Annotated in this window: 11 protein-coding genes and 1 pseudogene; 8 read left to right on the top strand and 4 right to left on the bottom strand. The window is 72.6% G+C overall.

Annotated features, from left to right (window positions below):
• The first annotated feature begins 71 nt into the window (after positions 1 to 71).
• From AB0J04_RS37240 to AB0J04_RS37225, 4 genes are all read left to right on the top strand, one after another.
• Positions 72 to 893 (top strand): TIM barrel protein, encoded by an 822-nt coding sequence (locus AB0J04_RS37240; RefSeq protein ID WP_363173048.1) that lies wholly within the window; start codon positions 72 to 74, stop codon positions 891 to 893.
• Between the two features lie 25 nt (positions 894 to 918).
• Complete coding sequence (locus tag AB0J04_RS37235; protein ID WP_363173047.1) at positions 919 to 1,830, top strand: 2-hydroxy-3-oxopropionate reductase; 912 nt, start codon at positions 919 to 921, stop codon at positions 1,828 to 1,830.
• Between the two features lie 380 nt (positions 1,831 to 2,210).
• Complete coding sequence (locus AB0J04_RS37230) at positions 2,211 to 2,459, top strand: hypothetical protein (RefSeq protein ID WP_363173046.1); 249 nt, start codon at positions 2,211 to 2,213, stop codon at positions 2,457 to 2,459.
• A 176-nt stretch (positions 2,460 to 2,635) separates the two neighbouring features.
• A complete protein-coding gene (locus AB0J04_RS37225; RefSeq protein WP_363173045.1) occupies positions 2,636 to 3,265 on the top strand; it encodes a TIGR04222 domain-containing membrane protein in 630 nt (209 codons plus the stop codon).
• A gap of 180 nt (positions 3,266 to 3,445) precedes the next feature.
• Here AB0J04_RS37225 and gcl read toward each other — a convergent pair whose 3' ends face one another.
• Positions 3,446 to 5,230 (bottom strand): glyoxylate carboligase, encoded by a 1,785-nt coding sequence (gene gcl / locus AB0J04_RS37220; RefSeq protein ID WP_363173044.1) that lies wholly within the window; start codon positions 5,228 to 5,230, stop codon positions 3,446 to 3,448.
• A gap of 170 nt (positions 5,231 to 5,400) precedes the next feature.
• Here gcl and AB0J04_RS37215 point away from each other — a divergent pair, with 170 nt between their 5' ends.
• Positions 5,401 to 6,132: a hypothetical protein gene (locus AB0J04_RS37215; RefSeq protein WP_363173043.1), complete on the top strand. Its 732-nt coding sequence runs from the start codon at positions 5,401 to 5,403 to the stop codon at positions 6,130 to 6,132.
• Between the two features lie 95 nt (positions 6,133 to 6,227).
• On the opposite strand, the pseudogene AB0J04_RS37210 reads toward AB0J04_RS37215, so the two are convergent.
• Both AB0J04_RS37210 and AB0J04_RS37205 read right to left on the bottom strand, forming a co-directional pair.
• Positions 6,228 to 6,422 (bottom strand): annotated as a pseudogene (locus AB0J04_RS37210) (AMP-binding protein); the annotation flags it as partial.
• Positions 6,419 to 8,089 (bottom strand): AMP-binding protein, encoded by a 1,671-nt coding sequence (locus tag AB0J04_RS37205; protein WP_363173042.1) that lies wholly within the window; start codon positions 8,087 to 8,089, stop codon positions 6,419 to 6,421. The pseudogene AB0J04_RS37210 and the gene AB0J04_RS37205, both read right to left, overlap by 4 nt.
• A gap of 122 nt (positions 8,090 to 8,211) precedes the next feature.
• Here AB0J04_RS37205 and AB0J04_RS37200 point away from each other — a divergent pair, with 122 nt between their 5' ends.
• The 3 genes from AB0J04_RS37200 to AB0J04_RS37190 all read left to right on the top strand — a co-directional run bounded on the left by AB0J04_RS37200 (position 8,212) and on the right by AB0J04_RS37190 (position 13,287).
• Positions 8,212 to 9,144, top strand: a complete 933-nt coding sequence (locus tag AB0J04_RS37200) for a helix-turn-helix transcriptional regulator (protein WP_363173041.1) — start codon at positions 8,212 to 8,214, stop codon at positions 9,142 to 9,144.
• A gap of 223 nt (positions 9,145 to 9,367) precedes the next feature.
• Positions 9,368 to 12,199: an AAA family ATPase gene (locus AB0J04_RS37195; RefSeq protein ID WP_363173040.1), complete on the top strand. Its 2,832-nt coding sequence runs from the start codon at positions 9,368 to 9,370 to the stop codon at positions 12,197 to 12,199.
• 296 nt (positions 12,200 to 12,495) lie between these two features.
• On the top strand, positions 12,496 to 13,287 hold the full coding sequence (locus AB0J04_RS37190; protein ID WP_363173039.1) for a serine protease: 792 nt from the start codon (positions 12,496 to 12,498) through the stop codon (positions 13,285 to 13,287).
• A 146-nt stretch (positions 13,288 to 13,433) separates the two neighbouring features.
• On the opposite strand, the gene AB0J04_RS37185 is transcribed toward AB0J04_RS37190, so the two are convergent.
• Complete coding sequence (locus AB0J04_RS37185) at positions 13,434 to 14,540, bottom strand: winged helix DNA-binding domain-containing protein (protein WP_363173038.1); 1,107 nt, start codon at positions 14,538 to 14,540, stop codon at positions 13,434 to 13,436.
• Positions 14,541 to 14,645: the final 105 nt, after the last annotated feature.

The following is a 14,645-nucleotide window of genomic DNA, read 5'->3' as shown; positions in this document are numbered from 1 at the left end:
CGCCGCATCCGCGGCAACCGCGATATCGGCGATATCCGCACCAGAGAACCCAGAAGGGAGCGCGAGAGCCCATGGGCTTCGAGGACCAGCGCTTCAACGTCAACCTGTCGATCCTCTTCACGGAACTCCCGCTCCTGGAGCGCCCCGCGGCAGCCGCCGCGGCCGGCTTCGGCGCGATCGAGCTGTGGTGGCCCTGGATCGACTCGCCCACCCCCGAGCGGTCCGAGCTCGACGCCCTGAAGACGGCGATCGAGGACGCGGGCGTCCGGCTCACGGGCCTCAACTTCTACGCCGGCCGGCTCCCGGGCCCCGACCGCGGCGCGCTCTCGCTGCCCGGCGCGGAGTCGGAGCGGTTCCGCGCCAACGTCGACGTGGCCGCCGACTTCGCGGGCTCCCTGGGCTGCAAGGCGCTCAACGCGCTGTACGGCAACCGGGTCGACGGCGTGGACCCGGCCGAACAGGACGCGCTCGCCCTGGAGAACCTCGTGCTCGCGGCCCGCGCGGCGGACCGGATCGGGGCGATCCTGCTGATCGAGGCGCTGAACCGGCCCGAGTCGCCACGGTATCCGCTGGTGAGCGCACCGGCCGCGGTCGCGATCGTCGACGAGGTCAACACCGCGTCGGGGCTCGGCAACGCGCGCTTCCTCATGGACCTCTACCACCTGTCCATGAACGGCGAGGACCTGCCGTCGGTGATCGAGCGGTACGCGTCCAGGACCGGTCATGTGCAGATCGCCGACAACCCCGGCCGCGGCGCTCCCGGCACCGGCTCGCTCCCCCTCGCCGACCTCCTCGACCGGCTGCGGAAGGCCGGATACGACGGCTGGGTCGGCCTGGAGTACAAGCCGGGCGACCGCCCGAGCGCCGAGGCCTTCGACTGGCTGCCCCGCTGATCCCCCCGTACCGAGAGGCATCCCGATGAGCGACACGAGCAACACGAGCGACACCCTTCCCAAGATCGCCTGGATCGGCCTCGGCATCATGGGCTCCCCCATGTCCGAGAACCTGATCAAGGCGGGCTACGCCGTCACCGGCTTCACCCTGGAGCGGGACAAGCTGGACCGGCTGTCCGCCGCCGGCGGCACCGCGGCCGGATCCATCGCCGAGGCGGTCCGGGACGCCGACGTCGTGATCACGATGGTGCCCGCCTCCCCGCAGGTCGAGGCCATCGCCTACGGCCCCGACGGCATCCTGGAGAACGCGCGGACCGGCGCGCTCCTGATCGACATGTCCTCGATCACCCCGCAGACCTCGATCGACCTCGCGCGGGCGGCGAAGGACAAGGGCGTCCGGGTGCTCGACGCCCCCGTGTCCGGCGGTGAGGCCGGCGCCGTGGAGGCCGTGCTGTCCATCATGGTCGGCGGCGAGCAGGCCGACTTCGACGAGGCGAGGCCCGTCCTCGATGCGCTCGGCAGGACCATCGTGCTGTGCGGACCGCACGGCTCGGGGCAGACCGTGAAGGCCGCCAACCAGCTGATCGTCGCCGTGAACATCCAGGCGTGCGCCGAGGCCGTCGTCTTCCTGGAGAAGTCGGGCGTGGACCTGAAGGCCGCGCTGGACGTCCTGAACGGCGGACTCGCCGGCTCGACCGTGCTGACGCGCAAGAAGGACAACTTCCTCGCCCGCGACTTCAAGCCAGGCTTCCGCATCGACCTGCACCACAAGGACATGGGCATCGTGACGGACGCCGCCCGCAGCGTCGGCGCGGCCCTGCCCGTCGGCTCGGTGGTCGCCCAGCTGGTCGCCAGCCTGCGCGCGCAGGGCGACGGCGGACTGGACCACTCGGCCCTGCTGCGCTCGGTCGAGCGCCTCTCGGGCGCGCAGCTCTGAGTTCTCCCTCCTTGTGCCGATCCCAGACTTCCGGGCGGCGCTGCCGCTGACATCTGTCCTGTCGCGCCCAGGCGGTGGCGTCGCCCGGAAACCCGGCTCACGTACGGACTCTGACGGGAGGTCAGGATCCGTACGTGCTGAGGGACCGCGGCGGCGTGCGAGCCAGTGCGGTGGTGAAGGAACGGGGCCTCCTCTCGACCTGAGGGAAGAGGCCCGCGTCTCCGTCGCATCCGCCGCGGTCCCTGCCCACGAAAGAGTGGGCCGCCGATACACACACCCGGCGCTCCCCCTTCGGCAGGGCCGAGGAGGGAGCGCCGCACGTCGTCCCGCCCGGCTCCGCCCGGCATGCGGATCCCGGCCGCCCGCAGGACGCTGAAGGCATGGGCAATCCGACGCAGTATCCGCACATCGTGGTCCACTCCCCGGCGCTGGACGGGTCCCGCCGGGTCACCTCGGGCGACGCCGTTCTCGGGGTCGCCTCCCATCTCGACGACGTCGTCGAGATCCTGCGCCTGGCCGACCTGGACCGGATCGAGGTGGAGGAGAGCGACCTCATCGAGTGGCAGGGCGGCGGCCCCGACGACTGGCCGGGACTGTCGGAACATCATGAGGAGCACCACGGGGCGTAGGGCGGGCCCAGGGCGGCCCAGCGCAGGCCCAGGGCCCCGGCTGGGACGCGTCAAACCTCAAATCAACCTCTGAACGTCGTCCGGCAGGCTTCAACCGCCCCCGGGACAGGGCACATTGTCGTCACGCGGGGCCCGCCGACACGGGGGCGGCGGGCCCCGCCTCCGGGGGTGACGACATGAGCGGTGGCACTGAGTCGGTCCGGCTGGAGCCCTACGAGGTCGCGCTGATGCGGGGTGGTACCCGGTCGGCGGTCACGGTGGCCGTGCTCGCCCTGCATCTGCGCGGCCTGGTCGACGCGGGCAGGCAGGGACGGATCCGGGCGACGGGCGGGGCGGGGACCGTGGGGGCGGCGGCGTCGCCCGAGGACCTGGGGGACGACCTCCCCCCGCTGCCGAAGGCGGTGTACGCGGCGCTGCAACGCCCGGCAGGCATCGCGGAGTTGGAGGCCCGGCCAGGAGTGCACGGGGCGCTCTGCGAGCTGCGGACCAAACTCGTCGGGGCCAGGATGCTGCGCTCCCTGCCTCCGCGCCGGACCCGCGCCGCGCGGCACGCGCTCCGCGCCCTGCGCGCCGAGCACCCGCTGCCGGCCGACCGGAAGGGGCTGTCGCCGGACGACATCCTGATCGCGGTCGCCCTGCACGGGGAACCCGCCCTGAGCGTCGTGGCCGCGCGCTTCGCCCTGCGGGCGGGGCTGACCGCCCGGGTCGAGGTGGCCGACAAGGGCTTCCACCACAACGCGCCCCGGGGCGGCGGCACGGGCGGCGTGTCGTACTCGTGCGGCGGAGGCGGGGGCGGCTCGGACTGAGCGCCTCAGAAATCGGCCCGAGCACTTCAGGAACGCGCACGGAAACCGCGTACGGAAACGGGGCGACCCTTCCCTCGGACGGGCCGCCCCGGTCGGACGACGACCGGTCGCACCACAATCGATCGCACGACAATCGATCGCGTCAGACCTCGCCTCAGACCTCGCGTCAGACCTTCAGCGTCAGACCTTCAGCGTCCTGATCGACGTCGGCGCGTGTCCCGGCTCGGTGGCGAGTTCCTCGAACTCCACGACGTTGCCGATGTCGTTGGTGCCGCTCATCGAGATGTTGGTGACGCGTTCCAGGATCGCCTCGACGACGACCGGCACCCGGAACTCGGCGGCGAGCTTCTTCGCCTGCTCGAAGGCGGTGCCCAGTTCCGCGGGGTCCGTCACCCGGATGGCCTTGCAGCCGAGGCCCTCGACGACCTTGACGTGGTCGACGCCGTACACCCCCAGCTCGGGCGAGTTGACGTTCTCGAACTCCAGGTTGACCTGGAAGTCGATGTCGAACGCCCGCTGCGCCTGACGGATCAGCCCCAGGTAGGCGTTGTTCACGAGGACATGGACGTACGGGATCCGGTGCTGGGCGCCGACCGCCAGCTCCTCGATCATGAACTGGAAGTCGTAGTCCCCGGAGAGGGCCACGACCTGCGCCTGAGGGTCGGCCTTGGCGACCCCGAGCGCCGCCGGGATCGTCCAGCCGAGGGGCCCCGCCTGGCCGCAGTTGATCCAGTGCCGCGGCCGGTAGACGTGCAGCAGCTGTGCGCCGGCGATCTGCGAGAGGCCGATGGTGGTGACGTACCGCGTCTGTGGCCCGAAGGCCTTGTTCATCTCCTCGTAGACGCGCTGCGGCTTGATCGGGACGTCGTCGAAGTGCGTACGGCGCTGGAGGGTCGCCTTCCTGTCCTGCGCGGCGGCCGCCCACGCGGAGCGGTCGGGGAGCGTGCCCGCCGCCTTCAACTCCCTTGCCACCTCGACGAACAGCGCCAGAGCCGCCTTCGCGTCCGAGGCGATCCCGTAGTCCGGGGCGAAGATCCTGCCGATCTGGGTGGGCTCGACGTCGACGTGGACGAAGGTGCGGCCGGCCGTGTAGACGTCGATGCGGCCGGTGTGCCGGTTGGCCCAGCGGTTGCCGATGCCGAGGACGAAGTCGGAGGCCAGGAAGGTCGCGTTGCCGTAGCGGTGCGAGGTCTGGAGGCCGACCATGCCGGCGTTGAGCTCGTGGTCGTCGGGGATCGCGCCCCAGCCCATCAGGGTCGGGATGACCGGGGTCCCGGTCAACTCGGCGAATTCCACGAGGAGTTCGGTGGCGTCGGCGGTGATGACCCCGCCGCCGGCGACGATCAGCGGGCGCTCGGACGCGTTCAGCATCCGGATCGCCTTCTCGATCTGCGCGCGGGTGGCGGCCGGCCGGTGGACCGGCAGCGGTTCGTAGGTGTCGGGGTCGAACTCGATCTCCGTCTGCTGGACGTCGACCGGCAGATCGATCAGGACCGGACCCGGCCGGCCGGACCGCATGAGGTGGAAGGCCTGCTGGAAGACGCCGGGGACCTGCGCCGCCTCCAGGACGGTGACCGCCATCTTGGTCACCGGCCGTGCGATGGAGGCGATGTCGACGGCCTGGAAGTCCTCCTTGTGGATCACGGCGGTCGGGGCCTGGCCCGTGATGCACAGGATCGGGATGGAGTCACCGATGGCGGAGTACAGCCCGGTGATCATGTCGGTCCCGGCCGGTCCGGAGGTGCCGATGCAGACGCCGATGTTGCCCGGGTGCGTGCGGGTGTAGCCCTCGGCCATGTGCGAGGCGCCCTCGACATGGCGGGCGAGCGTGTGCTGGATGCCACCTGCGGCCCGGAGCGCCGCGTAGAAGGGGTTGATCGCCGCGCCGGGGACACCGAACGCGCCGGTGACGCCCTCACGCTTGAGGATCTCGACTGCCGCGCGGGCAGCGGTCATACGAGCCATGGAGTACTCCTCGGATTCGCTCTCGCGTCGCGCCCCGCCGTGAGAACTGAGCTTCCCTGCAACTTCTAGATTTTCCGTAATGCGGAAACTATTTTCTACTATCTGGAAGCAATGTAAGTGGACGGGCAAAGGTCGTCAAGAGACGGACAAGCGGGGGCCGAAGGAGGACCATGGGGGTCATGTCCGAGAGCGTGCCGGTGCGCTGCCCGGCCTGTCGGCGCGAGCGCCCCTACACCGTGCCGTCCTATCCGTGCGCCTGCGGCGCGCCCGTCACGCCGGTGCTCGACCGGCGGACGACGCCGACGGCCGTCGCGCACCGGGACTGGGACGACGAGTGGATCGCCCTGCGCTGCCCCGCCTGCGGCCGCCACGACCAGTGGCCCCACCCGGAGCTGGGCTGCGCCTGCGGAACGGTGCTGCGCATCCCGGTGGCGGACCCGTCCGCAGCCCCGTCCGCCGAGCCGGAGCCGGAAACGGCCGCACCGTCGCCACCCACACCCACACCCACACCCACGGAACAACGCCGTGCCTTCCGTCCCGTCGCCATCCGTACCGCTCGCGACGCGGTCACGGCCACCGCGCTCTATCTGAACTGGCTCGGGCACGGGGACATCCGGCGGGCCGACCAGCGGCCCACCTCCGGCATCGGGCTCGCCGCGCGCGGGCTGCTGGCCCAGGTGGACCCGAGCGTGCGCCCGGCCTCGCTGCGGGACGTGGAGTGCCTGTGGCTGACCGCCATGACGGAGTCCGCGGACTGCGTCTACTTCTCCCTCGCCGGATACGCGGACGACGCCCGCGCCCGCGCCGACCAGCTCCGCGTCCCGCTGTTCGTCCTGGACCTCACGGGCACCCCGCGGCCGGTCAACGCGATGGCCGACGCCCTGGACGCCCGAGGGGTCTAGGACGGTCTAGGACCCGGCCGATCATGCCGCAGACGCGGGGTGTGGCACGCCCTCCCCCAGAGGGGGTACCCCCAGCGGCGTTGTCGTCGGTTGTCGACCCCGGTGCCCAGCAGGGCGGCGGCCAGACTTCCGACGTCCGCGCCGAACGCGGCGCAGGTCCAGCGCCGCCCCGCCGGGACGTCGGCCGGCGCCTCGCGGTCCGGCCAGGCCGCCGCCGTCCGGTCCAGGTCGGCGCCGATGGCGTCCCCGAGCAGCGGGGTGTCGCTCGTGCCGTGCGCGTAGGAGTTCAACGGAAGTCCTCCTCGCGGTACTCGTCCGCCGAGCCCGCGGCCGTCGCCTCGCGCAGCTCGATCCGGCGGATCTTGCCGCTGACGGTCTTGGGCAGCGGGGCGAACTCCAGTCGGCGGATGCGCTTGTAGGCGGCGAGGACCTCGCGGGAGTGCTCGAACAGCACCTTCGCGGTGTCGGGGCCCGGCTCCCAGCCCTCGGCGAGGACGACGTACGCCTTGGGCACGGCGAGGCGCAGTGCGTCGGGGGCGGGGACGACGGCCGCCTCGGCGACCGCCTCGTGCTCCAGCAGCGCGCTCTCCAGCTCGAAGGGGCTGATCTTGTAGTCGGAGGCCTTGAAGACGTCGTCGGCCCGCCCGACATAGGTGATGTAACCGTTCTCGTCACGGCTGCCGATGTCACCGGTGCGGTAGTAGCCGCCGGCCATCGCCTCGGCCGTCCGGTCGGCGTCGCCGTGGTAACCGGTCATCAGGCCGACCGGACGCGCGGACAGGTCCAGCGCGATCTCGCCCTCCTGCGCGCCGGGGGCGCCGGACACCGGGTCGAGGAGTTCCACCCGGTAGCCGGGGCCGGGCCGACCCATCGAGCCGCTCTTCAGCTCCTGGCCGGGGCTGTTGGCGATCTGCACGGCCGTCTCGGTCTGGCCGAAGCCGTCCCGGACGGTCACGCCCCAGGCGCGCCGCACCTGCTCGATGACCTCGGGGTTGAGGGGCTCGCCCGCGGCCACCGCCTCGCGGGGAGGGGTGCGCAGCTGGGTGAGGTCTGCCTGGATGAGCATGCGCCAGACGGTGGGCGGGGCGCAGAACGTCGTCACGCCCGCGCGGTCCATCTCCGCCATGAGCCGGGCCGGGTCGAAGCGCGTGTAGTTGTGGATGAAAACGGTTGCTTCGGCGTTCCAGGGGGCGAAGAGGTTGGACCAGGCGTGCTTGGCCCAGCCGGGCGAGGAGATGTTGAGGTGCACGTCGCCGGGCTTGAGCCCGATCCAGTACATCGTCGCCAGGTGTCCGACCGGATACGAGGTGTGGGTGTGCTCCACCAGCTTGGGGCGGGCGGTCGTGCCGGAGGTGAAGTAGAGCATCAGCGGGTCGTCGGCGAGGGTGGGGCCGTCGGGCGTGAAGCCGGCCGGGGCGGCGTAGGCGTCCTCGTACGGCTGCCAGCCGGCCGCCGCGCCGCCGACCGAGATGCGGGTGTAGTCGCCGGGGACCTCGTCGAACTTGGCCGCGTCCGCGGAGCGGGCGAGGACGTGCCGGACCCGGCCGCGCTCGACGCGGTCGGTCAGGTCGGCGGGGCCGAGCAGCGGGGTCGCCGGGATGACGACGGCGCGCAGCTTCATCGCGGCCAGCGCGGTCTCCCACAGCTCGGCCTGGTTGCCGAGCATGACGAGGATCCGGTCCTCGGCGGCGACCCCGCGGCCGCGCAGCCAGTTCGCCACGCGGTCGGAGCGCTCGGACAGATCGGCGAAGGTGAGACGGGTTTCGGAACCGTCTTCTTCCACGATGTGCAGGGCGGTGCGCTCGTTGCCGTCGGCGATGGCGTCGAACCAGTCGAGGGCCCAGTTGAAGCGTTCCGCGCGGGGCCACTCGAAACGCTCGTAAGCGGTTGTGTAGTCCTCGCGGTGTTCCAGCAGGAAGTCGCGGGCGCTGCGGAAACGCTCCGTCGCCGTCGTCATCTGTCCTCCTCGGTGCCGGACCATTGCCGGGCGGCTCTCTGACATCGTGTAATCCGTGATGCAGGTCTCACTACCCCCGAACGGGGGTGTGCGGCACCACGCCGCGCGGAAAGGGCGAGAACGTGGCAGCAGACGCAGCCGGAACGGCGGAGATTCGCGGTGCGCTGGCGCGGCTGCGACGTGCGACGGGGCTGCCGGTCGCGTTCGGCGGTCTGGTGGAGCCGGGGCGGCAGCAGATGCGGATCAGCGAGTTCAGCGGCGCGACCGGGGTCGCGCTGCGCGGGCTGGCGGTGATCCCGGGCAACGGCCTCGGCGGCAGGGCGGTCGCGCTGGCCCGCCCGTGCGCCGTGACCGACTACTCGCTCTCCCGGCAGATCAGTCACGAGTACGACGCGGCCGTCGCCGAGGAGGGCCTGCGTTCGGTGCTGGCGATCCCGGTGGTGGTACGGCGCCGGGTGCGCGGAGTGCTCTACGGCGCGCTGCGGACGGCGCAGCCGCTGGGCGACCGCACGCTGACCGCGGCCGTGCAGGCGGCGCGGGACGTGGAACAGGCGCTGGTGGTCCAGGACGAGGCGCGCGATCTGCTGGCGGCGATCCGGCCCGGCGGACCGGCGGCCGGCGGGCCCGGCACCGGTAGTGGTGCCGGCACCAGCACCGGGACAGGCGCCCGTGACGGTGCCGGTGCGGCGGCCGACCGGGAGCAGGTCCGCGAGGCCCACGCGGCCCTTCGCGCCCTGGCCCCACGGATCGCCGACCCTGTCCTGCGCGCCGAACTCCTCGACGCCTGTGGACTGCTGACCCCCCGCGCGCACCCGGCACCGGCGGCACCGCCGGGGCGGCCAGGCCTGCCGGGGCATCCGCTGGACCTCGCCCCGCGCGAGCTGGACGTGCTGGCCTGCGTGGCGGCGGGGGCCACGAACGCGGCGGCAGCCGAGCGGCTGGGTCTGCGTCCGGAGACGGTCAAGGGCTACCTCAGGTCGGCGATGCGCAGACTGGGCGCGCACACGCGGGGAGAGGCGGTGGTCGCGGCCCGCAGGGCCGGTCTGCTGCCGTAGCGCGTGGACGGCGCAACATTCCCGTGACGCGCATCGGGCAGGATGCCGGGAGCAACGATCACATCAAGCCAGGGAGGCCCCTCACGACAAGCGACCATTCACCTGCCGCCGCCATGAATTTACATATGCGCCATGTTGTTATATCCCTCACCACGTCGTGTCTCCGGATTTCAAAGAGTCCTTGCCTAGAATTTGGCCCGGACACGACACTCGGAGGGGAGCGGTGACCGTGCGACGGGAGTTCAAGGAGCCTGCCAGATGCCGCCCCGACCTGGTCATCGGCAGGGAGGAGCTGTTCACGACCGCCCGTGACCAGTTGACCCGCGGCGGCAGTGTGCTGCTGCACGGCCCCGCCGGAATAGGAAAGTCGACCGTGCTGCGGGCATTGGCCGCGGATTACGGCGACGCGGCGCGCACCGTGCTGCGCTGCTCCGCGACCGAGTCCGAATCCCACCTCCCCTTCCTGGCCCTGGCCGACCTCTTCGGCCTCGTGTTGGACGAGATCTCGGACAAGTTGCCGGCCGCCCAGCGCACGGCCCTGGAGTCGGCGCTCACCGGCCGCGGAGAATCGACTCTGCAACGCGACGGTCTCGCCCTGCGGCTGGCCGTGCTCTCCGCCCTGCGTGCGCTCGCGGCCTCGGGCCCCGTCCTGCTCGTCGCCGACGACATGCAGTGGCTGGACTCGGCCAGCGCCGAGCTCCTCGGCTTCGCCGCCCGCCGCCTCGGCGACACCCGCGTCCAACTGCTGTGCGCGGTACGGACGGAGGGGCAGGAGTACGACCGGCATCTACGCGCGTCCCCGCCCGACACCCTCGCCGTCCGCCTGAGTCCGCTCTCCCGCGCACAGGTCTCCGCGCTGCTCGACCACCGCGGCTACACCGCACTGCCCCGCTCGACCGTGCGGGAGATCCACCGCACCAGCGGCGGCAACCCCCTGTTCGCGCTGGAGTTGGGCCGCGCCCTGGGCGAGAACCCGACCCCGCCCCGCCCCGGCGAGCCCCTGCCGGTGCCGACCTCGCTGCGTGCCCTGGTGCTCAGCCGGCTCGACATGCTCTCCGACGACGCCCGCCGCACCCTGCTCGTGGCCAGCGCGGGCGCCCGTCCCACGCTGGCCCTGCTGCACGCGGCCGGCCGTGAGAACGCCGAGGCGGAGACCGCGCAGGCCGCGGCGCTCGGGCTGCTGACGACGGAGCCCGAGGGTCCGGCCGTCCGGTTCGCGCATCCGCTGATCTCTGCCGCGCTCTACGCGGAGGCGCCCGCGCAGGAGCGCCGGGCCGCGCACGCCGCGCTGTCCACCGCCGCCTCCGACCCCATCGAGCGGGCCCGCAACCTCGCGCTGGCCACCACCGGCACCGACCCGGAGGTGGCCGCCCGGCTCGCCGAAGCCGCCGCGCTGGCCCGCGACCGGGGCGCGCCCTCGGTCGCCGCCTCGCTCGGACTGCTCGCCGCCCGCCACACCCCGCCGGACGGCTCCCCCGCCCCCGACGACCGAAGGCTCCAGGCGGCCGAGGACGCGATCACCGCGGGCGAGGTCGACCTCGCCCGGGAGATCGCGCGTGAGGTGCTGACCCGGGCGACGGTGCCCGCCGAGCGGATCCGGGCCTGGGAGGTGGTGATCGAGGCCGCCGGACAGTCCCTCGGCGAGGTCGACGCCGTCTTCCCGCAGGCCCTCGCCGACGCCGGCGACGACCCGCGGCTGCTCGCCCTGGTCCACTACCGGCTGGCCTGGCGCAAGCTGATCGTCGAGGGCGACTTCGCCGAGGCCCGGCAGGAGGCCGCGCACACGGCGGAGCTGGCCGCGCGCGGCGGCGACCGGCGCACCGAGCTGATGGCGCTGTCCTTCCAGTCGTCCACCGAGACCCTGATGGGCCATCCGAACGCCCCCGCGACCATCAAGCGGGCTCTGAAGGAGCCTCAGGACCCGTATGTGGCATGTCATCACAACGGCGTCGGCGCCGCCGGGTTCCGCTGGCTGCTGATGAGCGACCAGCTGTCCGAGGCCCGGTCGACCATCACCGCGCTGCTGCGCGAGGTGCGCCGGCGCGGCATGGTCGAGAGCGAGGTGCACTTCCAGCGCTTCCTGGCGGAGACCGAACTGCGCTCCGGGCACTGCGGGCGCGCCCTCGACCTGGCCCGCGAGAGCCTCCGGCTGGCCCGTGACTCCGGGATCGGCCTGGGCGCCTCCGCGATGCTCGCCTCCCTCGCCGAGGCCTCCGGCGGTGACGTGGACCGGGCGCTGGCGCTGGCCCGGGAGGCGGCGGAGCACGCCGAGGAGGACGGCGACCAGATGTACGTCTCCCGCGCCCTGGCCGCCCTGGGCCACGCCCAGCTGGTGGCCGGCGACGCGGCGGGCGCGGTCGGCTCGCTGCGCCGGGTGCGGGAGCTGGAGCAGGGCCTGGGCATCACCGACCCCGCGCGGGGCCGCTGGCACGGCGACCTCGCCGAGGCGCTGGTCCGGGTCGGTGAGGCGGGCGAGGCGCAGGACGTCATCGACGTGACCCGCGAGCACGCGCTCAGGCTCGGCCGGGAGAGCGTGCTGGCCGTGCTGGACCGGTCGGAGGCGATGGTGCGGGCGGCGCTCGGCGACCACGAGGCGGCGCTGTCCCGGCTGACGTCCGTTCAGGACCGGCTCGCCAAGCTGGGATACGGCCTGGAGGAGGCGCGGGCGGCGTTCGCGCAGGCCCGGCTGCGCACCCGGCAGCCGGGACCCGGGCCGGGGCCGACCTCGTACGACGAGGCGGCGCGGCTGTTCCGGCGGTGCCGGGCGCTGCCCTGGCTGCGTCAGGTGGAGCTGGCCGCCGCGGAGGGCGCGCCGGAGACGGCTGCGGCCGTGCCCCAGCAGACGCTGCCGTCCGACGCGCTGGAGGGGCTGGCCTCGATGGAGCGTCAGGTCGCCGCGCTCGTGATGGAGGGCGCGACCAACCGGGAGATCGCCGCGCGGCTGTTCATCAGCGTCAAGACGGTCGAGGCGACCCTGACCCGGGTCTACCGCAAGCTGGGGATCCGCTCGCGGGTGGACATCGTCCGACTGGCGGCGGGGCGTCACGCGAAGTGAGGAATCCGCGGGTTAACTGCCGCTCACGGGCTACCTGTACTTAGGGGGGCGACCCGCCCCGCGCGGCGGCTTCACTGAGAGGACGTTCGGCGGCGGCTGTGCGTTCCCTGGGACGACCGAGGGTTTTCCCTGCCCCAACTCCCCTAGGGGGTTCCCTCATTGGGAGGTGCGGGCGCCGGGTCCTAGCGTAAGGGACGTGCCGCTCGCCCGGGCACACGGGGGTCGGTCCCGCGACCCCCGTGCACTCCCCCCACACCCGCGCGACCCCCCACCGGCCATCCCCACCGAGGAGATCCATGTTCGGGCTCAACCGCGTGAAGAAGACCGCCGCCGTCCTCGCGGCGACCGCCGCCGCGGCAGCGACCGCACTGCTCAGCGCCCCCACCGCTGTCGCAGCGCCCCAGCCGATCGTCGGCGGCACGACGACCACGACCACGACCTACCCGTTCATGATGCAGATCACGGACGCCTCGCAGAACCAGTTCTGCGGCGGCACCCTGGTCTCGGCGACCAAGGTGGTCACGGCCGCCCACTGTATGGTCGGCGAGACCACGAGCAGTGTGCGCGTCGTCGGTGGGCGCACCTACCTCAACGGCACCAACGGCACGGTCAGCCGGGTGAGCAAGATCTGGATCAACCCGTCCTACACGGACGCCACCAACGGCGACGACGTGGCCGTCCTGACCCTGTCGACGTCGATGCCGTACACCACGGCGTCGTACGTCTCCTCGTCCCAGACCAGCGTGTACGCGGCCGGCACCACCGCCCGCGTCCTGGGCTGGGGCACCACCTCGGAGAACGGCAGCTCCTCCAACCAGCTGCGGACCGCGACCGTCCCGATCGTGTCCGACTCCAGCTGCGCGAGCTCCTACGGTTCGGACTTCGTCCAGACCGACATGGTTTGCGCCGGATACTCATCCGGCGGCGTAGACACCTGCCAGGGCGACAGCGGCGGTCCCCTGCTCATCGGGGGCGTCCTGGCAGGGATCACTTCTTGGGGCGAGGGCTGCGCGGAGGCCGGTTACCCGGGTGTGTACACCCGGCTGACCACCTTCTCCAGCCTGGTCACCACGCAGGTCAACTCGTAGTCACCGAGTCGACCGCGTGACCCGCGAGAACTCCTGAGCACCCCTCAGGGAACGACCAGGGGGCGCTGCGAGCCTCCACGAGCGGCCCGCAGCGCCCCCTCTCCAAGCCCTCACCGGTCCCCGGTGGGGGTTTGTCGCGTGCGGGCTCAACGCAGGACCGTGCCGAAGCGGATGTCGTGGCTCTGCTGCGGGTGCATGACGGCCAGCATCCGCTCGCCCTCCGCCATGACGTCCGCCCGCTGGACCCCGGTGAGGTCGCCGAACGGCTCGACGACGAGCGCGTCCGGCTCCAGTCTCCAGACGCCCGCCAGCAGGCCGTCGACCAGGAAGGTGCAGTAGGCCTGGTTGCCCTGCCAGGAGCGGCCCCAGTACTCGGGCGGGACGACACGGGTGCGGTCGGCGTGGGAGAGCAGCAGGTTGTCGAACTCGGGGAGGAAGCGGGGCGGCGCCGGGGTCTCGGGGTCCGGGCGCGGGGCGTCGGGGAGGTCGAAGAGCTCGACGCCCCGCTCGTCGCGGAAGGTGAGCAACCGCGGGCGCAGCCGTTCGAAGGCCTCGCGCAGCCGGGTCAGGCCGGCCCAGGTCTGCATGTCCTTGACGGAGGCCGGCCCGAAGGCGGCCAGATAGCGCAGGACGACGGAGTCGGCCGTCGGGGCGGGCTCCGTGGGCCGGCCGAGCCAGTGCTCGGCGGTGGTGAGCGCGACCTGCCCGCTCCTGCCCCACAGTCCGCGCGGGGTGACCTGGACGAGGGGGAGCCGGCAGCGCGCGGCGACGGCGAGGGACTGCGGGTCGGCCTCGGGCCACTCGGCGGAGAGCGCCTCGCGCAGCTGCTTCATGGTGCGCGGCCCGTCCTCGACGAGGTCGCGGGCGAGGGCGGCGAGCCGGTCGAGGTCGACGCCGACGAGCCCCTTCCTGAAATACGTCAACTCACGGTCGCGGGCGGGCTGGACGAGCGGCCGCAGGGTGAGGCAGTCGGCGGCGGTGTGGGTGTGGATGGTGGAACGCATCGTGACGATACGGACGACCGAGCGCTCGGCCATCGACGTCGACAGCGTCTCGGGGACGAAACCGTCGAGGCGGGCGGCGAGCGCATAGTAGGGCGGCTTGACGTTCTGCGCCTGCAACCCGAGCAGGTGCTCGACGGCGGCCTCGGCCGACAGCGCGGAGGGGCGCAGCAGCAGCTGCCGGTCGAGGGTGGCACGGTTGAGGGCGCGGGCGCCGAGCACGGGGGCCGCCGGGGGCGTCGTCTTCGTCATGCACGGCAAGCTAGTGCCGTAGCAGGGAATGTTTGCCCTGTTGTGATGTGACGCGTCGTCCGGGTGCTGTGCCGGGCGGCGCGTGTCCGGCACTCTGTCCGGGTG

Origin of the sequence: Streptomyces sp. NPDC050263 (genome assembly GCF_040655955.1) — a bacterium.
In the GTDB taxonomy this organism is placed as follows: Bacteria; Actinomycetota; Actinomycetes; order Streptomycetales; family Streptomycetaceae; genus Streptomyces.
The sequence above is the reverse complement of the archived record's forward strand: the minus strand, read 5'-3'. Positions and strand labels throughout refer to the sequence as shown.